Source organism: Stenotrophomonas sp. YJH_SMC_25 (assembly GCF_059369595.1).
The window spans coordinates 1-21,675 of sequence record NZ_JCAFSV010000002.1 but is presented as its reverse complement, the minus strand read 5'-3'; the positions used below and the strand labels follow the sequence as shown (position 1 = coordinate 21,675).

Here is a 21,675-nt window from a genome sequence, read left to right as displayed (position 1 = left end):
GTTGCCTCAGCCGCGCCGGGTCTGCAGGTAGTCGAACAGTTCCTGGTTGTTCTGCAGGCCCAGCTTGCGCTTGGCTTCGGCCTTCTGCCGGCTGATGGTCTTCGGGCTGCGCCCGCAGCGTTCGGCGACTTCGTTCACGCTGAGGCCGGCTGCCAGCAGCTCCAGCACTTCCTGTTCGCGTGCCGACAACGGCGCCGGCTGACGCGGAAACAGCAGGTCGCGCGCCTGCAGGTGGTGGCGCAGCTGCTGGGAAACGAATACCTGCCCGGCCAGCGCGGCGTTCAGCGCGTGGGGCAGTTCGGCGAAATCGGCGCACTTGTCGACCAGGCCACTGATACCCTCCCGCAGCAGGCTGTCCAGCAGGCCGGGATGGCGGGCGCCGGTCAGCACCACCACCGGCAGGCCAGGGCGGCGCATGCGCAGCGCGTCGATCAGCTCCGGACCGTCCGGACCGGCACCCGGCATCGACAGGTCGGTCAGCACCGCATCGCAGTCGTGGTGATCCACCAGCTCCAGCAGCTGGGCGCCGTCGCGCGCACTGCCGACGATGTCCATCAGGTAGGTCTGCAGCACGATACGGATGCCATGCAGGACCACGGGATGGTCGTCGGCGATGATGATGCGCGGATGCACGCGGCTCCTCGAAGGTCGAACAGGCCACGGCGGGCGGCAGCCAATGCCTGATTCTGCAAAAGCGCAGACCCGTAGAGGTATAGGAAAGGTCCGAAACTGGTACCGGGTGAATCCCGGGTCAACGGAGACGGACTCCATCTGCTGATAGCCGCCCGCTATGTGCGCCCTGCACCGGGACATTACCGACCATCGGGTAAGCTAGCGCCCTCGTTTGCACAGGAATTCCAGGTGGCTGACTCCCCCAACGCTTCCCCCGCGCCGGCCCGCGCGCTGGAAGGTCAGAAACTGCTGTTGTGCGTCGGAGGCGGGATCGCGGCCTACAAGGCCCTGGAACTGGTGCGGCGCCTGCGCGACGCCGGTGCCCAGGTGCAGGTGGCGATGACCGCCGGAGCACAGCAGTTCGTCACTCCGCTCAGTTTCCAGGCCCTGTCCGGGCAACCCACCCGCACCACGCTGTGGGACAGCGCCGCCGAACAGGCCATGGGCCACATCGAGCTGGCCCGCTGGGCCGACCGCATCGTGGTCGCCCCGGGTACCGCCGATCTGCTGGCCCGGCTGGCCCAGGGCCACGCCGATGATCTGGTCAGCACCGTGTGCCTGGCCAGTACCGCGCCGCTGACGATCTGCCCGGCGATGAACCACCGCATGTGGCTGCATCCGGCCACCCAGGCCAACATCGCCCTGCTGCGCCAGCGCGGCGCGCAGGTGATCGGCCCGGTCGACGGTCCGCTGGCCGAAGGCGAATCCGGTCCCGGCCGTCTGGCCGAACCGGGCGACATCGTTGCCGCGCTGGCTGCCAATGGCAGTGCTGCAGCGGCGGTTGTCGCACCGGAAACCCGCGCGCTGCAGGGCCTTCGCCTGCTGATCAGCGCCGGCCCGACCTATGAAGACATCGATCCGGTGCGTTACGTCGGCAACCGCAGCAGCGGCAAGATGGGCTTTGCCCTGGCCGCGGCCGCCGCGACGATGGGCGCCCAGGTGGTGCTGGTCAGCGGTCCGGTACAGCTGCCGACGCCAGCCGGCGTGCAGCGCGTGGACGTGCGCTCGGCCGCGCAGATGCGCGATGCCGTGCTGAAGTCGTTGCCGGCCGACATCTATATCGGTGCTGCCGCAGTGTCCGACTACACGCCACGCCAGGTCGCGCCGCAGAAGCTGAAGAAGACCGCCGACAGCCAGTCGCTGGTGATCGAGCTGGTGCGCACGCCGGACATCCTCGCCGAAGTCGCTGCACAGACGCAGTCGCTGAAGCTGGTGGTCGGCTTCGCCGCCGAGACCCACGACGTGGAGAAATATGCGCGTGGCAAGCTGGTCGACAAGCGCCTGGACCTGGTGATCGCCAACCAGGTCGGCATCAGTGGCGGCGGTTTCGAGAGCGACAACAATGCCGCCACGGCCTTCTGGCAGGACGGTGAACAGATATTCCCGGCCACCTCCAAGCGCGAGCTGGCCGAACAACTGCTGGCGCTGATCGCGCGGAGACTCCAGGCATGACCCAGGCTTCCACTTCCCAACCGCTGCAGGTCAAGCTGCTTGATCCGCGTTTCGGCGACAGCTGGCCGCTGCCCGCCTACGCCACCGAAGCCAGCGCCGGCATGGACCTGCGCGCGGCGCTGGATACCGCGCTGACCCTGCAGCCGGGCGACACCGCGCTGGTGCCCAGCGGCCTGGCCATCCATATCGCTGATCCGCACCTGTGCGCGGTGATCCTGCCGCGTTCCGGGCTGGGCCATCGCCACGGCATCGTGCTCGGCAACGGCACCGGCCTGATCGACGCCGATTACCAGGGCCCGTTGCTGATCAGCGTCTGGAACCGTGGCCGCGAGGCCTTCACCATCGAGCCGGGCGATCGCATCGCGCAGCTGGTGGTCGTGCCGATTGCCCGCGTCAGCCTGCAGGTGGTGGATACCTTCACCGACAGCGTGCGGGGAACGGGTGGATTCGGCCATACCGGGGTGCGTTGACGGGGGACATTGATGAGCGGCATCGGGGAAGGGCAGCGGGAACGGTCGTTGGGACGCAGTGCGCCACTACTGGGGGTGCTGCTGGTCCTGCTGGCCGGCTGGTTCGGATGGAGCGCGGTGCAGCAATGGCGGCAGGAGGCCAACGGCCAGGCGCTGGAAGAAGCGCGTGACCAGGCCGTGCAGGGCTTGCAGGAGGCCGCAGCCGGCCAGCTGAAGCAGCTGCAGCAGCAGTTGAAGAACGAACGCGTGCAGCAGGCACTGCAGGCCGGCGACGCCGCGGCAGCGGCGCTGGCCGTGCGCGAGAGCTGGACCGGCGTGGAGCAGGCTGACGTGCTGACCGCCGATCTGGCCACGGCCTATGCCGACCCGGCCACCTTCGGCTACGCACGCCTGGCCCTGCTGGAACAAGCGCTGGCCGAGGGCAAGCCTGGCCTGCGCGTGGTCCGCGATGCAGGTGGCAATCGCCTGGGTCTGGCGGCTCCGGTGCAGCTGGGCAGCCTTGGCCCGGCAGTGCTCTACGTGCGCCAGCCATTGCTGCGGCTGACCTCGCCGCTGGACCAGGTGAGCGCCCCGTCCACCGGTTTCCTGGGCCTGCGCCAAGGCACGCATGACCTCGTTGCCCAGGGCGACGCTGGCCTGGCCGAGAGCGCCGAAGCGCTGGCGCGCCCGGTTCCGGGCACGCCGTTGCGGCTGGTGGCCGCCGTACCGAATGTCGAAGCGGGTCCGCTGGGCCTGGGTTCGCTGGCCAGTGCCATCGTCGCGCTGCTGCTGGCGTTCATCGCCGTGCTGCTGGTGGTGGGTCGCGGCCGGCTGCCGAAGTCGCTGCCTTTGCCGCGCCGTGCGGCCGTGGCGGAAGCGGATCATGGCCCGACCCTGAGCGAGAGCCTGCAGATGGCGCCGCCACCGGTGGCCGCCGCCAGCGCCGCGGACACTGCGCCGCCGCCACCACCGGTCCCTGCCGGGGAACTGGCCGCCGGCATCTTCCGCGCCTACGACATCCGTGGCGTGGTCGGCAGCGAACTGACGCCGAAGACCGCCGCGCTGATCGGCCAGGCCATCGGTACCGTGGCGCTGGAACAGGGTCTGCGCGAGGTGGTGATCGGCCGTGATGGCCGCCTGTCCGGCCCGGAACTGGCTGCGGGATTGGCCGAAGGCTTGCGTCGCACCGGTTGCGCGGTGATCGACATTGGCCTGGCACCGACCCCGGTCGTCTATTACGCCGCCTTCCACCTGCGCACCGGCACCTGCGTGGCGGTCACCGGCAGTCATAACCCGCCCGAGTACAACGGCTTCAAGGTGGTCATCGGCGGCGAGACGCTGTCAGGCGATGCCATCACCGATCTCTACCAGCGCATCGTCGAGGGGCGCCTGGCGCAGGCGGCCGAGCCGGGCGATTACCAGCAGCGCGATGTCAGTGCCGACTACATCCAGCGCATCGCCGACGACGTGCAGCTGGACCGCCCGTTGAAGGTCGTGGCCGATGCCGGCAACGGCGTCGCCGGTGCGCTTGCACCACAGCTGCTGGAAGCCATCGGCGCCGAAGTCATCCCGCTGTACTGCGATGTCGACGGTACCTTCCCCAACCATCATCCCGACCCGAGCGAGCCGGCCAACCTGGAAGACCTGGTGCAGACGGTCAAGCGCTTCGGCGCCGACCTCGGCGTCGCCTTCGATGGCGACGGAGACCGGTTGGGCGTGGTCACCGGCGAAGGCAGGATCATCTATGCCGACCGCCTGCTGATGCTGTTCGCCGCCGACGTGCTGATGCGCAACCCCGGCGCGATGGTGATCTACGACGTGAAGTGCACCGGCAAGCTGTCCGATCACGTGCTGCGCAATGGTGGCAGCCCGTTGATGTGGAAGACCGGGCACTCGCTGATGAAGGCGAAGATGCGCGAGACCGATGCCGAGCTGGCCGGCGAGATGAGCGGCCACTTCTTCTTCAAGGAGCGCTGGTTCGGTTTCGACGATGGCCTGTATGCCGCCGCACGACTGCTGGAGATCCTGGCGCAGCGCGAGGAAACCCCGGACGAGGTGCTGGCCGAGCTGCCGGAGATGGTGGCCACGCCGGAACTGAAGGTGCCGGTGGCCGAAGGCACGCCTCATGCGCTGGTGGCGCTGCTGGTGGCGGCGGCACAGTCGCCGGACAACCCGTATGTGGGCGGCCGCCTGTCGACCATCGACGGCCTGCGCGTGGACTTCCCCGATGGCTGGGGCCTGGTGCGTGCTTCCAATACTACGCCGGTGCTGGTGCTGCGCTTCGAGGGCAACGACGAGGCGGCACTGGAACGCATCCAGGCGCTTTTCCGCAGCCAGCTGCAGCCGGTGCTGGGCGACACCCCGCTGGGGTTCTGACCCCTTTGGAAGCTGCAGCAGAATGGGTAGTGCCGGCCGTTGGCCGGCAAGCCCATGAACCTCACACACCCTGCAGTTGCCGGCCAGCGGCCGGCACTACCCCTTGAACCGCAATCCCACGCCCGGCTCGGTGAACAGGTAGCGCGAATCCAGCGCTGAGTCGCCCAGCTTGTGCCGCAGCTTGCCGACCAGGATGCGCAGGTAGTGGGTGTCGTGCTGGTGGGTCGGGCCCCAGATCTCCTGCAGGATCTGCGGCTGGGTCACCACGCGCCCGGCATTGCGCAGCAGCAGCGACAGCAGCGCGTATTCCTTGCGGGTCAGCGCCACCGGCTCGCCATCCAGCGCCACTTCGCGGCGTACGAGATCCACATGCAGATGGCCATCGTCGAACACCGGTGGCGTGCCGTCGCTGGGCACGCTGCGCGTGCGCAGCAGCGCCCGCACCCGCGCCATCAGCTCCTGGGTGCCGAACGGCTTGGTCACGTAGTCATTGGCGCCGGTATCCAGTGCGCGCACCTTTTCGGCTTCACCCGCACGCACGGTCAGCATGATCACCGGCACCTGGCTCCACTGCCGCAGTTGCTCCAGCACCTCATGGCCTTCCATGTCCGGCAGGCCGATGTCCAGGATCACCAGGTCCATGTCCTCGCTGGCCGCCAGCTGCAGGCCTTCCTGGCCGGTGGCCGCCTGCCGCACCTGGTAGCCCTGCGCGCGCAGGCTGATGTCCAGGAACCGGCGGATCTGGGTTTCATCATCGATCACCAGCACGCGCGGGGCCGGCGCGCTGGCGTCAATCGGAGTCGGGCTCATCGTGGGAGGCTGGCTTGAGCAGGGGCAGGGTGATGCGGATCAGGGTACCGCGACCGTCGCGTCCGGGCAGCGCCTGCACGCTGCCGCCATGCGCACCGACCATGCCCTGGCAGATGGTCAGGCCCAGGCCGGTGCCGTGGCGGCCACGGTCGCCGCGCTCGACGCTGTAGAACATGTCGAAGATGCGCGCGCGCTCGTCATCGGGAATGCCGGGGCCGGCATCGATCACATCGATGCGCAGCTGTCCGTCCAGTTCGCGCGCCTGCACCTGCACGGCGGCATCGGGTGGCGAGAACTTGGCCGCGTTTTCCATCACGTTGAACACCGCCTGTTCAACCAGCGCCGGGTGTACCCAGATCGGCGCGAGCGTGGCCGGAATATCCAGCTCCAGCCGCACCTTGGGCTGGTAGCGCTGCAGGCGCCGCGCCGCCGAGCCGATCAGCTCGTCCACGCCGATCCAGTCGCGGTTGATCTTCAACCCTTCGTGGCCGAGCCGGGTCATGTCCAGCAGGTTCTGGATGTAGCGGTCCAGCCGCTCGCCTTCGACCAGAATGGTGTCCAGCAGGGCACGGCGATCAGCCGTATCCATCGCCGCACCGTAGCTGGCCAGGCTGTCGGCCGAACCGATCATCGCCGCCAGCGGCGAGCGCAGGTCGTGTGACACCGAAGAGAGCAGGGCCGAGCGCAGCCGCTCGGTCTCGTTGCTGACGTGGGCCTGCTCCAGTTCGGCCACCAGCCGCGTGCGCAGCGCGGCCTGGGCGATGTCATCGACCATCGCCTCGGCCAGCTGCCGCTGCTCGGGCAGCAGGCGCGCCTGTGCGCCGGGCAGGTAAAGGCCCGCCACGCCGATGGCGCGGTCTTCGCCATCCAGCAGCGGCAGGAACCACCATTGCGCACCGGCCAGGGTGTCGGTGAAGCGCCCGCTCGGCTGGCCGTGGCGCAGTGCCCAATCGGCGGCGGCCAAGTCGGTATCGCCCGGCTGGCTGCGGCCACCGGTTGCGGTATCGGCGCCGATCCGTAGCCACGCTGGAACGTCCATGGCCTGTTCCAGTGCATGCCGACCCGCCTGCGCCACCTCGCCGTTGCCGGCCGCGCTGGCCAGCTGCCGTCCCAGCTGCTGGCGCGCACGCGCATGTCGATTCGCCGCACGCAGCGCAATCACCTGCATGCGCAGGCGCGAGGCCAGGCGTCCGGCCACCAGCGCGGCGGCCAGGAACAGGAACACGGTGATCACGCCCTGGCGCGCGCCGATGGCGAAGGTGAAGCGCGGTGCGATGAACAGGAAGTTGTAGGCGAGGAAGCACAGGATCGCCGCCATCACCGCCACGCTGGCGCGCGTGCGTGCGGCCACCAGCACCACCGCCACGATGAACACCATCGACAGGTCGGCCATGCCGACCCAGCGTTCGGCCAGCCATGCCACCGCACAGGCCAGCGCGGTGGCGATCAGCGCCTGCACCGGTTCGTAGCTGATGCCGCGCATCGGCGGCAGCAGGCCCTCGCGGCGCGAGCGCGCACGTGCCTGCGGGGTGCTGATGATGGTGATCTCGTAATGCGCGCCGCGCTGGATCAGCTGCTGGGTCAGGGTGCGGTTGAACATCCGCGCCAGTGGACGTTCGCGGGTCCGGCCGAGCACCAGGGTCGACACGCCGTTGTGCGCGGCGTGATCGAGCAGGGCATCGGCGATGCTCGATCCATGCAGCAGTTCGGCGTCGCCGCCGAGGCGGCGTGCCAGGGCGAACGCAGCATCGATCTCGCGCCGGGTCGCCTCGTCCTGGCGTCGGCCCTGCACGGTCACCACCGTCCACGGCGCATCGCGGCGTTCGGCGATGCGCCGCGCCACCCGCACCAGGTACTCGCTCTGACCGCCGCCATCAATGGCCACCAGCACGCCACGACGCAGTGGCAGGTTGCTCTCGCCGCGCGCGGCGCGCGCTTCACGCAGGCTGCTGTCGACGCGGTCGGCGGCCTCCTGCATGGCCAGCTCGCGCAGTGCGGTGAGGTTGGCCGGCGAGAAGAACGCCTGCAGCGCCTGCGCGGCCTGTTCGGGCACATAGACCTTGCCCTGCTGCAGGCGCGCGATCAGCTCGCGCGGCGGCAGGTCGACCAGCACGATGTCGTGCAGGCGGTCGAGCACCCCATCCGGCACGGTCTCGCTCACGCGTACGCCGGTGATGCGCATCACCACGTCATTGAGGCTTTCCAGATGCTGGATGTTGATCGTGGTCCAGACGTCGATGCCGGCGTCCAGCAGCTCCATCACATCCTGCCAGCGCCGTTCGTGGCGGCTGCCGGGTGCATTGCGATGGGCCAGTTCGTCCACCAGCACCAAGGCCGGATGCCGTGCGAGCACGGCATCCAGGTCCATCTCCTGCAGGGCATGGCCGTGGTAGGCCACGTCCTTCAGCGGCAGCTGTGGCAGCCCCTCCAGCAGCGCCTGGGTATCGGCACGGCCATGGGTTTCCACCAACCCGACCACCAGGTCGACGCCGCGACGCAGCTGTTCCTGCGCGCGGGTCAGCATGGCGTAGGTCTTGCCCACGCCCGGCGCCGCGCCGAGGAACACGGTCAGCTTGCCGCCGGCTTCGCGTTGCAGGCCTTCGACCAGGGCATCGGCCTGGCGGGTACGCGCATCAGTCATGGGTGCCATTGTGCGCGCAGCCGGTGCAGGCCGGCATCACGGCGCCTTGGCCGCGTGGTCCAGCGCGAAGTTCAGCGTCACCACGTTCACCCGCGGCTGGCCGAACAGGCCCCACTGGCGACCTTCGGTATGCGCCTGCACCAGTGCCTGCACGCGTTCCACCGGCAGGCCACGGGCACGCGCCACGCGAGCTACCTGCAACTGCGCTGCAGCCGGTGACAGCTGAGGATCCAGGCCGCCGGCGGACTGGGTGACCAGGTCCGCAGGAACCTGCGCCGGGGCAACGCCTTCGCGTGCGGCCACCGCCGCGGTGCTGGCGGCAACACGCTCGGCCAGCGCCGGGTTGCTGCGCGCCAGGTTGGAACCGGCTGCCGCCATCGGGTCGTAGTTGGCCGCCGACGGACGTGCCTGGAAGTAGCCGTCACCGGCGAACGGCTGCGACAGCCACGCCGAGCCGCGCACCTGACCGCTGCCATCGCGCAGCAGGCTGCCCTCGGCCTGGGTCGGGTAGGCCAGGCCGGCGAAGCCGGTGGCGATGCCGGCGTAGACCGCACCGGCCAGCAGCAGGGTGGCCAGGCCCAGGCCGATCGCCGGGCGCCAGCTGGCGCCGTCCTGCAGGCTGGCCACCCGGGCCTCGGCCTTCGGTTCGCGGGACAGGGAAGTGGAGGTGGAAGCAGAACGGTTCATGCGCCGAATACCAGGACAAGAAGGAGGTCGATCACCTTGATCGCTGCGAACGGCAGCAGCACGCCGCCGAGGCCGTACACCAGCATGTTCCGGCGCAGCAGCGCCGTTGCGGTGGCCGGGCGGAAGCGCACGCCACGCAGGGCGAGCGGGATCAGGGCGGGAATCACCAGGGCGTTGAAGATCAGCGCCGCCAGCACCGCATTGCGCGGGCTCGACAGCTGCATCACGTTCAAGGCAGCCATGGTCGGAACGGCCGCGGCGAACAGCGCCGGCAGGATCGCGAAGTACTTGGAGACGTCGTTTGCCAGCGAGAAGGTGGTCAGCGCGCCGCGGGTGATCAGCTGCTGCTTGCCTACTTCCACCACTGCCAGCAGCTTGGCCGGGTCCGAATCGAGGTCGACCATGTTGCCGGCCTCTTTCGCCGCCTGCGTACCGGAGTTCATCGCCAGGCCGATGTCGGCCTGGGCCAGTGCCGGGGCGTCGTTGGTACCGTCACCGACCATCGCCACCAGGCGGCCACCGGCCTGCTCCTGGCGGATGCGCGCCAGCTTGTCTTCCGGTCGCGCCTCGGCGATGTAGTCGTCGACACCGGCTTCGGCAGCGATCGCGGCGGCGGTCAGCGGGTTGTCGCCGGTGATCATCACCGTGCGGATGCCCATCGCCCGCAGCTGCGCGAACTTCTCGCGCATGCCGTGCTTGACCACGTCCGACAGTTCGATCACGCCCAGCACGTGGCGGCCCTCGGCCACCACCAGCGGGGTGGCACCGTTGCGTGCGACCTGCTCGACGCGGCCGGCCAGTTCAGCCGGTACATTGCCGCCCAGCGCCTGTACGTGGGCACGGATCGCATCGGCGGCACCCTTGCGGATCTGCCGCCCATGTTCAAGATCCACGCCGGACATGCGGGTCTGCGCACTGAACGCCAGGTACTCGGCGTGGTCCGGTTCGGCGGTGGCGCAGCCCTGTTCGCGCGCCAGGCGCACGATCGACTTGCCTTCCGGGGTCGGGTCGGCCAGCGAGGACAACAGCGCCGCTTCACGCAGCTGGCTGGCATCGATACCGGCCAACGGATGGAAGTGGCTGGCCTGGCGGTCGCCGTAGGTGATGGTGCCGGTCTTGTCCAGCAGCAGCACGTCCACGTCTCCCGCGACTTCCACCGCCTTGCCCGACTTGGCCAGCACGTTGGCGGCCAACGCGCGGTTCATGCCGGCGATGCCGATGGCCGGCAGCAGGCCGCCGATGGTGGTCGGGATCAGGCAGACCAGAAGCGCGATCAGCAGCAGCGGGTCAACCTGCACGCCTACCGCTGCGCCAATGGCCGGCAGCGTCGCCACCACCACCAGGAAGGTCAGCGTCATCGCCGCCAGCAGCAGGGTCAGTGCGATCTCGTTCGGCGTCTTCTGCCGGTTGGCGCCTTCCACCAGCGCGATCATCCGGTCCAGGAAGCTGTGGCCCGGCTCGGCGGTCACCCGCACGATGATCTGGTCGGACAGCACCTTGGTTCCGCCGATCACACCGGAACGGTCGGTACCGGCCTCGCGCAGCACCGGTGCCGATTCGCCGGTCACCGCTGCTTCGTTGATGGTGGCCAGGCCCTGCACGATCTCGCCATCGGCCGGTACCAGCTCACCGGCGCTGACGATCACATGGTCGCCCGGGCGCAGCTCGGCGGCTGGCAGCTGGGTTTCCGCGGCACCCGGCTGCGGTGCGGCCAGGCGGCGCGCCACCAGGTCCTGGCGGGCGCGGCGCAGCGATGCGGCCTGGCCACGGCCACGTGCTTCGGCCACGGCTTCGGCGAAATTGCCGAACAGCACGGTCACCAGCAGGATCGCGGTCACCGCCAGGCCAAAGCCCAGCGGCGCATTGCCGGTCAGGGTGACGATCGCGGCCACGATCGTGCCGGCCATCACCACCGCCATCACCGGGCTGCGCACCAGATGCATCGGCGACAGCTTGCGCACTGCCTCGACCAGGGCACGGCGCAGGCCTGCGCCATCCAGCAGGGCAGGGCGCGGTGCGAGGGAACTACGGGTTGAACTTGCATGGGTACTCATTGCGGTGTCCTCAGTGCAGTCCCAGGCTCAGGTGGTCGGCGATCGGGCCGAGTACCAGCGCCGGCATGAACTGCAGCACGGTCAGGATGACGATCACCGAGACCAGGGTCAGGGCGAAGGTCGGCGTTTCGATCTGCAGGCTGCCGGCAGACTCCGGCGCCTGGCGCTTGGCAGCCAGCTGTGCAGCCACCACCAGCGGGATGATCAGCAGCGGGAAGCGGCCCAGCAGCAGCACCAGCGAGCAGCTCAGGTTCCACCACAGCGTGGCGTCTCCCAGCCCTTCGAAGCCCGAACCGTTGTTGGCATAGGCCGAGACATACTCGTAGAACACCTGGCTGATGCCATGGAAGCCGGGATTGGAGGTGCCCGCCAGGCCGGGCACGGCCAGGGTGATCGCGGTGAACACCAGCAGGGTGATCGGCTGCAGCAGCACCAGCAGGGCCAGCAGGCGCACCTGTGGCGTCTCCAGCTTGCGGCCGAACAGTTCCGGCGTGCGCCCGGTCATCAACCCGGCCAGGAACACACCCAGCAGCAGGTACACGATGAACTGCTGCAGGCCACAACCGATGCCGCCCCAGATCGCGCTGACCAGCATGTTGACCATCGCGATGCCGCCACTCAGCGGCGCCAGCGAATCGTGCATGCCGTTGACCGAGCCGTTGGAGACCTGGGTGGTCACCGCCGCCCACAGCGCAGTGCCATCGGCGCCGAAGCGCACTTCCTTGCCTTCCATCAGCAGCGGGGTGGCGGCGCTGGCGCTATGCCCTTCGCTCCACATCATCGCGCCGGTGGACAGCAGCGACATGCCCAGCATGCAGCTGAACACCAGGGCGCCGAAGCGGCGCCGGCCGGTGAACGCGCCGATCATGAAGATCACCGCCATCGGCACCAGCAGGATGCCGACGATCTCCAGCGCGTTCGACAGCGGGGTCGGGTTCTCCAGCGGGAAGCTGCTGTTCGGGCCATACCAGCCGCCGCCGTTGGCGCCCAGCTGCTTGGCCGCGACCATCGCCGCCACCGGTCCCAACGGCAGTTTCTGTTCGGCCATGCCAGCGCTGGCATCGATCGGCGTGGCCTGTGGCCCACCGGCCATCGTCGACGGCACGCCCTGACTGGTCAGCACCAGCGTCCACACCAGGCACAGCGGCAGCAGGAAGCGCACGCACAGGCGCACCACGTCCACGTAGTAGTTGCCCACCGCCACCTGGCGGTCATCGCCGCTGCCGGTGGCCGCCGCAGCCTGCGGCGCACGCGAGAACAACGCGCGCAGCGTCGCCACCGCCAGCGCCAGGCCCATCATCGGCGTCACCACCTGCAGGCCGGTGATGCCGGTCATCTGCGAGAAGTAGGACAGCTGCGCTTGGCCCGAATAGTGCTGCTGGTTGGTGTTGGTCAGGAACGAGATCATCGTGTGCAGCGCGGTGTCCCAGCGCATGTTCGGGATCTGGTCCGGGTTCAACGGCAACCAGGCCTGGGTCATGAACACCGCCTGGGTCAGCACCGCGACCACCACGTTGCTCAGCACGAAGGCCAGCACATAGCCGCGCCAGGACATGGCGCGCGATGGATCGACGCCAAGCACCTTGTACAGCGGCTTCTCGATCCAGTGGAACAGCACGTCGACCTTCATCGGCGTGCCGCGCATCACGCGCGCCAGGTACAGGCCCAGCGGCCACGCCAGCAGCAGGCTGGCGGCAATAATCACAAGCATCTCAGTCATGGCCGGCTCCGCTCAGAACGACTCGGGCCGCAGCACGACATAAAGGAGATAGGCGGCGGCAACCAGCACCAGCACGCCACACAACAACGACAGCCAGGGGGACATTGCAATAGCGTCCTGGTGGAACCCCTCCACCTCAGGCCGCCATCGTCGTCCTACCCCCCATAAACGCACTACGCGCCGGACCGGGCCGACGCGTAAAGAGTGCATAAATTCCGTGGGCCAACCCGTAACCAGGCCCGGGGTAGCGCCGGGCCATGCCCGGCGGAGTCAGCGCCGTCAGCCCGCCGGAGCGTCCGCCGGCACCAGCCCCTTCAGCTCGCGATAGCGCTGCAGGGTGCTGTCGATCTCGGCCTTCAACGCCTGCTGCTGCTGCACCAGCCCGGCCTGCAGGCGCTGCTGCGCCTGCAGCTGCGCATGCCGCTTGCGGATCGCCTCGGCCTGCTTGTCGGCCACCTTGGCGCCGGCCAGCTCGCGGTCTCCCGCCGCCGACAGCAGCGCCACCAGCGACTCACGCAGGCTGGTGACGTTGTACTCGGCTGTCTTCAGGTTGTTGTCCAGCACTTCCTGGCGCTCGGCAAACACCCGGCGCAGGTCGGCCTCGCTGCCGTAGGTGGACAACATGGCCTGCTCGGTGCGCTGGCGGGTCTGCTCGGCCATCAGGTCCAGCTGTTGCTGCTGCGCAGCGGTGCTGGCAGCGGCACGCTCCTCGTCGGTCAACGCGCGCTGGACCTGCGCATTGCGCAGGCCCGTGCTCGCATTGAATTCCTCGCGGGCATGGTTGACCGCGTCGGCCGGCAGCGAATCACTGCAGATCCGCTCCTTGCCCTCGTTCCAGCAGTACAGCTTCTTTTCCGCCTTGCCGCTGTCGCGCGACTGCGCCGGTACGGTGAACGGCACGACCAGCAGCAGGCCGGCGAAGAGGACAGCAGGAACTCGGGACATGACCTTTCCCCTGGGTCGGTCAGCGGATCGAACGAACGCCGTACTGGGCCCGGTAGGCTTCCAGCGGCTGCCGGTAACCCACAAGTTCCGGGTTGCCGGAGGCGAAATCAAGCAGATCGGCCAGCGATGCCACGGCGATCACCGGGATACCGGCTTCTTCGGCCACCGACTGCGCGGCAGAACGGCGGTCGGTCTCCGAAGCGATCTCCTGGCGGTCCAGTGCCACCACGATGCCGGCCGGGGTGCCACCGGCGGCGCGGATGATGCCCAGCGCTTCGCGGATCGCCGTACCGGCGGTGATCACGTCGTCGACGATCAGCACGCGCTTGCCCTGCATGTCGGCGCCGATCAGCTGGCCACCCTCGCCATGGTCCTTGGCTTCCTTGCGGTTGAACGACAGCGGCAGGTCGCGGCCGCGCTGGGCCAGCTCGCAGGCCATCGCGGTGGCCAGCGGGATGCCCTTGTAGGCCGGGCCGAACACCACGTCGTACTTGATCCCGCTGGCATCGATGGCATCGGCATAGCACGCGCCGAGCTGGGACAGCAGCGAGCCGGAGTCGAAGCGCCCGGCGTTGAAGAAATAGGGGCTCAGCCGGCCGGACTTGAGGGTGAACTGGCCGAAGCGAAGGGCGTCGGCGGTCAGGGCCAACTGCAGGAAACGGTGGCGGTGGTCGCTCATCAAAACTCGATTCATCTTCATTTGGAGCACAAATCCTAATCCAGCTGGGCGTTTCGCGCTCGTCCGGCCCCGTGTGAAGGCGCTGGCGGGCCCACCCGGCGGACTGCGCAGCCCTGCAGTCAACCGGTATGCTTGCCCGGTTTCCCGCCGTAGGTCTTCCGCATGCGCATCATCAGTTTCAACGCCAATGGCATCCGTTCCGCCGCGACCAAGGGCTTCCTCGACTGGTTCCGTGCCCAGGATGCCGATGTCCTGTGCATCCAGGAAACCAAGGCCCAGGAAGACCAGCTGAGCGACCCGATGTTCCGCCCGGACGGCCACCACTGCTTCTACCGCGACGCCATTACCAAGAAGGGCTACAGCGGCGTGGCGATCTACAGCAAGCGCGAGCCGGACCAGGTCATCACGTCGCTGGGCTGGGCCCCGTTCGACGACGAAGGCCGCTACATCGAGGCACGCTACGGCAACCTCAGCGTGGTCTCCTTCTATATCCCGTCCGGCAGCTCGGGCGACCTGCGCCAGGGCTTCAAGTTCGAAGTGATGGAATGGCTGCGGCCGATCCTGGAGGAGTGGGCGCGCAGCGGCCGCGACTACGTGCTGTGCGGCGACTGGAACATCGTGCGTTCGGCGCTGGACATCAAGAACTGGAAGTCCAACCAGAAGAATTCCGGCTGCCTGCCGGAGGAACGCGACTGGCTCAACGCCCTCTGCGCCGACCACGGCCAGGCCACCGATGTCGCCGCCGGTCGCGGCTGGGCCGATGCCTACCGCCTGCTCAACCCCACCGGAGAGGACTACACCTGGTGGAGCAACCGCGGCGCCGCCCGTGCCAACAATGTCGGTTGGCGCATCGACTACCAGTTCATCACCCCGGGCCTGCGTGACCGCCTGCGAAGCTGCTCGATCTACCGCGACGAGCGCTTCTCCGACCACGCCCCGTTCACCGTGGACTACGACCTGTGACCGAGGCTGCCAAGCCGCGCCGACCGTGGCAGCAGGTGTTGTCCAACCTGAGCCAGCGCAAGGTGCTGGCGATGCTGCTGCTCGGCTTCAGTTCCGGCCTGCCGATCTATCTGGTGGGCAACACGCTCGGCTTCTGGATGCGCAAGGAAGGCATCGAGCTGAGTACGATCGGCTTCCTGTCATGGGTCGGGCTGGCCTACACCATGAAGTTCCTGTGGGCACCGATCGTCGACAAGACCGACGTGCCTCTGTTCGGCCGCTTTGGCCGCCGCCGTGGCTGGATGCTGCTGTCGCAGCTGGTTGTGGTGGTGGGCCTGGTCGGCATGGCGCTGGTCCAGCCCAAGGGGGGCCAGATCCAGTTCCTGGGTATCGCCTGGCAGCACATCGTCGTGTTCGGCGTGATGGCCGTGATCGTGGCGTTTGCTTCGGCCACCCAGGACATCGTCATCGATGCCTGGCGCATTGAAAGTGCTGACAACAGCGAGCAGCTTGGACTGCTGACCTCATCCTCGGCACTGGGCTACCGCACTGCATTGCTGGTCACCGATGCGCTGATCCTGATCATCGCGGCCCGTGTCGGCTGGCAGGTTTCCTACGAGATCATGGCCGTGCTGATGGCGCTTGGCGTGGTGGCCGTGGTCATGGCCCGCGAACCCGCGCGGGAAGTGGCTGCCGTGCAGGCGCAGGCGACCTCGCTGTGGACACCGCGCGGATTGTTCGACGCCGTAGCGGGACCGTTCATCGCCTTCGTCCGCGAGCATCGCAGCGGCGCGATCCTGATCCTGGTGGCCATCAGCGTCTATCGCATGGCCGACTTCGTCATGGGACCGATGGCCAACCCGTTCTACGTCGATCTCGGCCTGGACGAGGACACCGTGGGCGCGGTGCGTGGCTCGGTCGGGCTGGTCGCGACCTTCGTCGGTATTGCCGCAGCGGGCCTGGTCTCGGTCCGCTGGGGGGTGCTGGCGGCGCTGATGGTAGGCGCTGTGCTGGGGCCGGCCTCCAACCTGGCGTTTGCCTGGCTGGCCTATTCCGGCCCGGACACAACCCATTTCGCCGTCGCCATGGCGATCGACAACTTCGCCAGCGGCTTCGCCGGAACGGCGCTGATCGCCTATATGTCGAGCCTGACCAGCATCGGATACACCGCCACCCAGTACGCGCTGCTCAGCTCGTTCTACGCGATGCCCGGCAAGGCGCTCAAGGGGCTCTCGGGGTGGTCGGTACAGACGCTCGCACAGGGCCGGACGCTGCTGGAAGGCTACGCGCTGTTCTTCGTCGGTACCGCGCTGGTGGCGATCCCGGTGGTGATCCTCTGCGCCCTGCTGATCCTGCAGCAGCGCCGTCGCCAGGCCGCCGGCTCGACCTGATTGCCTGCCCGCCCGGTCTGCGGGATCATCGCCCCGACGCGCCGAGGGGGCGGTGCCTTGCGAACGGGGAAGTGAGCATGGCCGACGTTGTGCTGCGGGATCTGGACCCGCTGCTGCTGGAACGTATCAAACGCGTCGCGGTCGCCCGCGGCTTGACCCACGAACAGACCTGTGCCGCCTTGCTGGAGCAGGGCCTGTTCAGCAGTGAACTGGAAGTCCGCTCCGGCTTCGGCGATCCGGAAGTGGATGCCCTGTCCGATGCCATTGCCGCCCTGCAGGCCTTGCCCGCAGGGCAGGGCTTCGATTAGCGGCCGCGCCGCAATGCTGTAGAGACGAGTCCACGTCCGGCTGCCCGGTAGATCCACGCCACGCGTGGATGGCGCCACCTCACGCCAGGTGGATCGCACCCAGGATCCGCGGGCCCTTAGCTCCGGTCACGCTTGGCAGGTTGCCGGCCAGCCCGTCCACCGTCCGCTGCGCCAGCCATGCGAAGCCCATTGCCTCCACGTACTCCGGGTCCAGCCCGTGCACGGCGCTGGATTCCACCTGCACGTCCGGCAGCCGCGCCGCCAGGCGCTTCATCAGCTGCCGGTTGCGCACCCCGCCGCCACAGACCAGCAGGCGGCGGGTCTGCGGCTGCTGCGCCAGCAGCGCATCGGCCACCGTTGCCACGGTCAGTTCCAGCAGGGTCGCCTGCACGTCGGCCGCCGCGTACTGGCCCTCGGCCATGTGCGCCTCGGCCCAGGCCAGGTGGAACTGCTCACGGCCGGTGCTCTTCGGCGGCGGCAGCGCGAACCACGGGTCCGAGCGCCAGCCCGCCAGCAGGCCCTCGTCCACCGCGCCGCTGGCGGCGTACGCGCCGTCGGCATCAAAGGTCCGGCCGGTGTGGCGCTGGCACCAGGCATCCATCAGCGCATTGGCCGGGCCGGTATCGAAGCCACGTACCGCACCTTCGCGCGGAATCAGGGTCAGGTTGGCGATACCGCCCAGATTGAGCACGGCGCGGTCTTCGTCGGCCGTGCCCAGCATGGTCAGGTGGAAGGCCGGCATCAGTGGCGCACCATGGCCCCCGGCCGCCACGTCGCGGCGGCGGAAGTCGGAGACCGTGGTGATCCCGGTCAACTCGGCGATGCGGTTGCCGTCGCCCAGCTGCACGGTGAAGGCGGGGTCGGCCAGCGGCCGGTGACGCACGGTCTGCCCATGCGAGCCGATCGCGCGCACCTGGCTGCGGTCCACGCCAGCCTCGGCCAGCAGCTGGTTGGCGGCCCCGGCGAAGCTGATCGCGATCCGGGCGTCCAGCTCGCCCAGCTCCTCCAGCGAATCCAGTGGACCACCTTCGCCCAGCGCCACCAGCCGTGCACGCAGCACCGGCTCCCAGCGGGCGGTCAGGCCGTGCACGAAACGGCAGCCTCCGCCGGCAGGAAACTGCACCAGCGCGGCATCGATGCCGTCGGCACTGGTGCCCGACATCAGGCCAAGGTACAGGGGGGCGTCAGTGTCGGCAGTCGTGTTCATGGCGGGCATAAAAAAAGGACGCGGCAAGCTTGTGCTGCCGCGTCCTTCTTCGTCAACGCAGGGGCTCAGCCGCGCTTGCGGCCGGCGCTGCTCTTGTCCTTGGCGCTGGCCACCTCGGGGGCGGCCTCGTCGCGGCTGGTCGGTGCCGGGCTGGCATCGGCGTAGATCAGCTTCTCCATGCCCTGGATGCGGGCCATCGCCGGCGCGGTCTGCGCGCGGAAGGCGACCAGCTCGGCGCCCTTCAGCGGCTCCGGCGGCGGCATGGTCACGGTCAGCGGGTTGCGGTGCTCGCCGTTGACGCGGAATTCGTAGTGCAGGTGCGGGCCGGTGGCCAGGCCGGTCGAGCCGACATAACCGATCACCGTGCCCTGGGCCACCCGCTGGCCGGTCTTGATGTTCGCAAAGCGCGACATGTGCCCATACAGGGTGGTGTGGCCACGGCCGTGGTCGAGGATCACCACGTTGCCGTAACCGCGCTGCACGCCGGCGAACTGCACGCGGGCGTCGCCGGCGGCCATGATCGGGGTGCCGGTGCGCGCGGCGTAGTCCACGCCCTTGTGCATGCGCATCTTGCCCAGCACGGGGTGCTTGCGCGCACCGAAGGTCGAGCTCAGCCGCGCGAACGGGATCGGCATGCGGATGAAGCTCTTCTTCAGCGAACGGCCGTTGATGTCGTAGTACTCGGACTTGCCGTTGCGGTCGAAGCGGAAGCCGGAATAGGTCTTGCCACCGGTGGTGAACGTCGCCGCCAGAATCTTGCTGGTGTCCACCTTCTCGCCTTCGCGCCAGGTTTCATCCATCACCACGCTGAAGCGGTCGCCCGGCTGCAGGTCCTTCGAGAAGTCGATGTCGTACTTGAAGATGTCGTCGGTCATCGTCGCGATCGCCGACGGCGACAGCCCGGCGCGGCGGGCCGCGGCATACAGCGAGCTGGTGATCTCGCCACTGGTGACCACCGTGCGCGTGGAGGTCTCGCGCTTGGTCACCTTCTCCTTGATGTCGTCACCGGCCAGGCTCAGCTCCACCCGGTTGTCGGCATCGCGGTCGAAGCGGATGCTGCGCAGGTCGCCGGACAGCGGCATGTCGAAGGCGATCTCGGCGCCCGGGCGAAGCTTGGTCAGCGCCTCGCGCGCGCCCGGGTGGTCCAGTACCCGGTGCAGGGTGGTCGCCGGGATACCGGCCTTGTCGAACAGATCGCTCAGGGTCTGGCCGCGTTCCACGCGCAGCACCTGCCAGCTGTCACCGGGCACCTGCTGCTGGCGGGCCATGGCCAGCGGCGGCAACGGCAGTGCCAGGCTGGTATGGCTGTCGGCAAAGGGGGCGTCGATGGTGTGCGAGAAGCCCGGCACGATCGTCGCCACCAGGGCGCCGATGGTCGCGAACAGGCTGGCATGCATCCAATGGCGCCGGGTCCAGCGCTCGTTGAAGGCGGCGGGAAGATGTTGCCTGAGCTTCCGATGCAGGGCGTTGTCGTGCAGGACGTGGAGGCGTTCCTGGAAGCGCTGCTTGCGTGCGCGCCCTTGTTCGGAATTGTGCATCGGCGGTTTTTTCCTGGTGGCCCGGGAGCGGGGGCCTGATCGCCGGTTACCATAGACACCTGAGAAAACCGCGTCAAACCCTTGTGCCCATTGGCTTTTGTGAAGCCAATCGGGTTAACTTTGCTTTAACACCCCACACAAGAATCGGCGTTGCCGGGAGTAGTCACGTGTCCTCGATTGAAGAAGCCCTTGCCCAGATCGGCCGTGGTGCCGACGAGATCCTCAAGCTCGAGGATCTGCGTGCGCGCCTGCAGGAGGGCCGCCCGCTGCGGATCAAGGCCGGCTTCGACCCCACCGCGCCCGACCTGCACCTGGGCCACACGGTGCTGCTGAACAAGATGCGCCAGTTCCAGGACCTCGGCCACCAGGTCATTTTCCTGATCGGCGACTTCACCGGCATGATCGGCGACCCGTCCGGCAAGAGCCTCACCCGCAAGCCGCTCAGCCGCGAGGACGTGCTGGCCAACGCCCGTACCTATGAGGAGCAGGTGTTCAAGGTGCTGGACCGCAGCCGTACCGAAGTCCGCTTCAACTCGGAGTGGTTCGGCAAGATGGGCGCGGCCGACATGATCCGCCTGGCCGGCCAGCACACCGTGGCACGCATGCTCGAGCGCGACGACTTCGCCAAGCGCTACGCCGCCCAGCAGTCCATCGCCATCCATGAGTTCCTGTACCCGCTGGTGCAGGGCTACGACTCCGTGGCCCTGGAGGCCGACGTGGAGCTGGGCGGTACCGACCAGAAGTTCAACCTGCTGATGGGCCGTGGCCTGCAGGAGCACCACGGCCAGAAGCCGCAGGTGGTGCTGACCATGCCGCTGCTGGAGGGCCTGGACGGCGTCAACAAGATGTCCAAGTCGCTGGGCAACTACATTGGCATCAGCGAACCGGCCATCGACATCGTCACCAAGACCATGAAGGTGGACGACACCCTGATGTGGCGCTGGATCGAGCTGCTGTCCTTCGACATCAGCCAGGCCGAAGCCGTGCAGCTGCGCGAGCAGGTGGCCAATGGCGGCCTGAACCCGCGCGTGGTCAAGCTGCGCCTGGCGCGTGAACTGGCGACCCGCTTCCACGACGCCGCAGCGGCCGAGCAGGCGATCGCCGGCTGGGAAGCGGCGGTGACCGGGCAGGGCGATATCACTCAGCTGCCGCTGCAGGACGTGGCGATCCCGGTCGAAGGCCTGCGTATTGCTGCGCTGCTGACCGCGGCCGGCCTGACCCCGAGCAACTCCGAAGCCAACCGCAAGCTCAAGGAGCGCGCGGTCAAGGTGGACGGTGAGGTGGTCGAAGACGGCCAGCAGGTGCTGCAGCCGGGCTTCGAAGGCCTGTTGCAGGTCGGCAAGCGCACCTTCGCCCGCGTACGCCTGGTCGCTGCCTGAGACAAAGGAAGGGCCGGCGCAGCCGGCCCTTCCTTATGCTCTTGTAGAGCCAAGCCCACGCTTGGCTGCTCTTCGGGCGGTCCTCCCGCAGCGCGACGGATGAACGGATGCAACATCCGGTGAAAAAAATCGCCACACCCCCTTCACAAACGATGGGAATAGGGACATACTTCTCCTCCCCCGTCGCAGGGGTCGCCACCAAGGGGCTTCAGCGGCAACAGGGCGCCCACCACCGCCGAACGAGATGATCGAACGAGGGTGTTGACGGACTGAAAAAGTCTGGCATAATGGGCGGCTCGCTACGAAGGAAACTTCGCAGCACACGGGAACGGCGCTGAGGCCACTTCCCTCGATCTTTGAAAGTATGCGCAGGTATCTTGTGAAGGCGCCTGCAGGAAGGATGATTGTCCATCTTGCAGACGTTT

18 protein-coding genes are annotated in these 21,675 nt (G+C 68.2%); 7 read left to right on the top strand and 11 right to left on the bottom strand.

The genetic code is table 11. From position 1 onward, the window contains the following. Window positions 1-6: 6 nt before the first annotated feature. Window positions 7-633 (bottom strand): response regulator, encoded by a 627-nt coding sequence (locus AC5P7E_RS03060; RefSeq protein ID WP_033834997.1) that lies wholly within the window; start codon window positions 631-633, stop codon window positions 7-9. A gap of 228 nt (window positions 634-861) precedes the next feature. On the opposite strand from AC5P7E_RS03060, the gene coaBC reads away from it, so the two are divergent. From coaBC to AC5P7E_RS03045, 3 genes are read left to right on the top strand one after another with little or no spacing between them, the layout of a single operon-like run. Beyond that, the gene (gene coaBC, locus AC5P7E_RS03055; protein WP_005407762.1) at window positions 862-2,124 is read left to right on the top strand and encodes a bifunctional phosphopantothenoylcysteine decarboxylase/phosphopantothenate--cysteine ligase CoaBC; all 1,263 of its coding nucleotides are present in this window, start codon (window positions 862-864) and stop codon (window positions 2,122-2,124) included. Further along, window positions 2,121-2,594: a dUTP diphosphatase gene (gene dut, locus AC5P7E_RS03050; RefSeq protein ID WP_005407763.1), complete on the top strand. Its 474-nt coding sequence runs from the start codon at window positions 2,121-2,123 to the stop codon at window positions 2,592-2,594. Before coaBC ends, dut begins: the two co-directional genes overlap by 4 nt. Before the next feature lie 12 nt (window positions 2,595-2,606). Continuing rightward, complete coding sequence (locus AC5P7E_RS03045; protein WP_099523319.1) at window positions 2,607-4,949, top strand: phosphomannomutase/phosphoglucomutase; 2,343 nt, start codon at window positions 2,607-2,609, stop codon at window positions 4,947-4,949. A gap of 96 nt (window positions 4,950-5,045) precedes the next feature. Here the strand turns inward: AC5P7E_RS03045 and AC5P7E_RS03040 are convergent, their stop codons facing one another. The 8 genes from AC5P7E_RS03040 to pyrE form a co-directional block, all read right to left on the bottom strand. Then, the gene (locus tag AC5P7E_RS03040) at window positions 5,046-5,759 is read right to left on the bottom strand and encodes a response regulator transcription factor (protein WP_005412001.1); all 714 of its coding nucleotides are present in this window, start codon (window positions 5,757-5,759) and stop codon (window positions 5,046-5,048) included. After that, a complete protein-coding gene (locus tag AC5P7E_RS03035; RefSeq protein WP_114618812.1) occupies window positions 5,740-8,400 on the bottom strand; it encodes an ATP-binding protein in 2,661 nt (886 codons plus the stop codon). Before AC5P7E_RS03035 ends, AC5P7E_RS03040 begins: the two co-directional genes overlap by 20 nt. 36 nt (window positions 8,401-8,436) lie before the next feature. Next, window positions 8,437-9,087, bottom strand: coding sequence for a potassium-transporting ATPase subunit KdpC (kdpC, locus tag AC5P7E_RS03030; protein ID WP_043035172.1), 651 nt, complete (start codon window positions 9,085-9,087; stop codon window positions 8,437-8,439). Further along, window positions 9,084-11,141 (bottom strand): potassium-transporting ATPase subunit KdpB, encoded by a 2,058-nt coding sequence (gene kdpB, locus AC5P7E_RS03025; protein WP_043035171.1) that lies wholly within the window; start codon window positions 11,139-11,141, stop codon window positions 9,084-9,086. The genes kdpC and kdpB overlap by 4 nt, the downstream gene beginning before the upstream one ends. 10 nt (window positions 11,142-11,151) lie before the next feature. Next, on the bottom strand, window positions 11,152-12,861 hold the full coding sequence (gene kdpA, locus AC5P7E_RS03020; RefSeq protein ID WP_099473509.1) for a potassium-transporting ATPase subunit KdpA: 1,710 nt from the start codon (window positions 12,859-12,861) through the stop codon (window positions 11,152-11,154). Between the two features lie 12 nt (window positions 12,862-12,873). Beyond that, entirely contained in the window at window positions 12,874-12,966 is a 93-nt protein-coding gene (locus tag AC5P7E_RS03015; protein WP_005407770.1) for a potassium-transporting ATPase subunit F, read from the bottom strand. A gap of 174 nt (window positions 12,967-13,140) precedes the next feature. Further along, window positions 13,141-13,806: a hypothetical protein gene (locus tag AC5P7E_RS03010; RefSeq protein WP_005407771.1), complete on the bottom strand. Its 666-nt coding sequence runs from the start codon at window positions 13,804-13,806 to the stop codon at window positions 13,141-13,143. 19 nt (window positions 13,807-13,825) lie between these two features. Continuing rightward, window positions 13,826-14,485: an orotate phosphoribosyltransferase gene (pyrE, locus tag AC5P7E_RS03005; RefSeq protein ID WP_005407772.1), complete on the bottom strand. Its 660-nt coding sequence runs from the start codon at window positions 14,483-14,485 to the stop codon at window positions 13,826-13,828. Between the two features lie 162 nt (window positions 14,486-14,647). Between pyrE and AC5P7E_RS03000 the strand changes: the two genes are divergently transcribed. The 3 genes from AC5P7E_RS03000 (at window position 14,648) to AC5P7E_RS02990 (ending at window position 17,126) form a co-directional block, all read left to right on the top strand. Continuing rightward, on the top strand, window positions 14,648-15,448 hold the full coding sequence (locus AC5P7E_RS03000; protein WP_024956358.1) for an exodeoxyribonuclease III: 801 nt from the start codon (window positions 14,648-14,650) through the stop codon (window positions 15,446-15,448). Beyond that, a complete protein-coding gene (locus AC5P7E_RS02995) occupies window positions 15,445-16,818 on the top strand; it encodes an AmpG family muropeptide MFS transporter (protein ID WP_005412009.1) in 1,374 nt (457 codons plus the stop codon). Before AC5P7E_RS03000 ends, AC5P7E_RS02995 begins: the two co-directional genes overlap by 4 nt. Before the next feature lie 77 nt (window positions 16,819-16,895). Continuing rightward, entirely contained in the window at window positions 16,896-17,126 is a 231-nt protein-coding gene (locus AC5P7E_RS02990; protein ID WP_114618813.1) for a hypothetical protein, read from the top strand. 79 nt (window positions 17,127-17,205) lie between these two features. Here AC5P7E_RS02990 and AC5P7E_RS02985 read toward each other — a convergent pair whose 3' ends face one another. Beyond that, a complete protein-coding gene (locus AC5P7E_RS02985; RefSeq protein WP_114618816.1) occupies window positions 17,206-18,333 on the bottom strand; it encodes an anhydro-N-acetylmuramic acid kinase in 1,128 nt (375 codons plus the stop codon). A gap of 65 nt (window positions 18,334-18,398) precedes the next feature. Further along, window positions 18,399-19,871 carry a M23 family metallopeptidase gene (locus AC5P7E_RS02980; RefSeq protein WP_111118142.1) on the bottom strand — a complete coding sequence of 491 codons (1,473 nt, stop codon included), beginning with the start codon at window positions 19,869-19,871 and terminating at the stop codon, window positions 18,399-18,401. A 167-nt stretch (window positions 19,872-20,038) separates the two neighbouring features. On the opposite strand from AC5P7E_RS02980, the gene tyrS reads away from it, so the two are divergent. Continuing rightward, on the top strand, window positions 20,039-21,250 hold the full coding sequence (gene tyrS, locus AC5P7E_RS02975; protein ID WP_005407778.1) for a tyrosine--tRNA ligase: 1,212 nt from the start codon (window positions 20,039-20,041) through the stop codon (window positions 21,248-21,250). Window positions 21,251-21,675 lie beyond the last annotated feature (425 nt).

Coding starts and splice junctions, on each gene's coding strand:
- AC5P7E_RS02985 (WP_114618816.1), bottom strand. CDS start 18,333: ATGAACACGACTGCCGACACTGACGCCCCCCTGTACCTTGGCCTGATG.
- AC5P7E_RS03010 (WP_005407771.1), bottom strand. CDS start 13,806: ATGTCCCGAGTTCCTGCTGTCCTCTTCGCCGGCCTGCTGCTGGTCGTG.
- AC5P7E_RS03045 (WP_099523319.1), top strand. CDS start 2,607: ATGAGCGGCATCGGGGAAGGGCAGCGGGAACGGTCGTTGGGACGCAGT.
- kdpC (WP_043035172.1), bottom strand. CDS start 9,087: ATGAACCGTTCTGCTTCCACCTCCACTTCCCTGTCCCGCGAACCGAAG.
- kdpA (WP_099473509.1), bottom strand. CDS start 12,861: ATGACTGAGATGCTTGTGATTATTGCCGCCAGCCTGCTGCTGGCGTGG.
- AC5P7E_RS03000 (WP_024956358.1), top strand. CDS start 14,648: ATGCGCATCATCAGTTTCAACGCCAATGGCATCCGTTCCGCCGCGACC.
- kdpB (WP_043035171.1), bottom strand. CDS start 11,141: ATGAGTACCCATGCAAGTTCAACCCGTAGTTCCCTCGCACCGCGCCCT.
- AC5P7E_RS03015 (WP_005407770.1), bottom strand. CDS start 12,966: ATGTCCCCCTGGCTGTCGTTGTTGTGTGGCGTGCTGGTGCTGGTTGCC.
- AC5P7E_RS03035 (WP_114618812.1), bottom strand. CDS start 8,400: ATGACTGATGCGCGTACCCGCCAGGCCGATGCCCTGGTCGAAGGCCTG.
- AC5P7E_RS03040 (WP_005412001.1), bottom strand. CDS start 5,759: ATGAGCCCGACTCCGATTGACGCCAGCGCGCCGGCCCCGCGCGTGCTG.
- dut (WP_005407763.1), top strand. CDS start 2,121: ATGACCCAGGCTTCCACTTCCCAACCGCTGCAGGTCAAGCTGCTTGAT.
- AC5P7E_RS02980 (WP_111118142.1), bottom strand. CDS start 19,871: ATGCACAATTCCGAACAAGGGCGCGCACGCAAGCAGCGCTTCCAGGAA.
- AC5P7E_RS02990 (WP_114618813.1), top strand. CDS start 16,896: ATGGCCGACGTTGTGCTGCGGGATCTGGACCCGCTGCTGCTGGAACGT.
- pyrE (WP_005407772.1), bottom strand. CDS start 14,485: ATGAGCGACCACCGCCACCGTTTCCTGCAGTTGGCCCTGACCGCCGAC.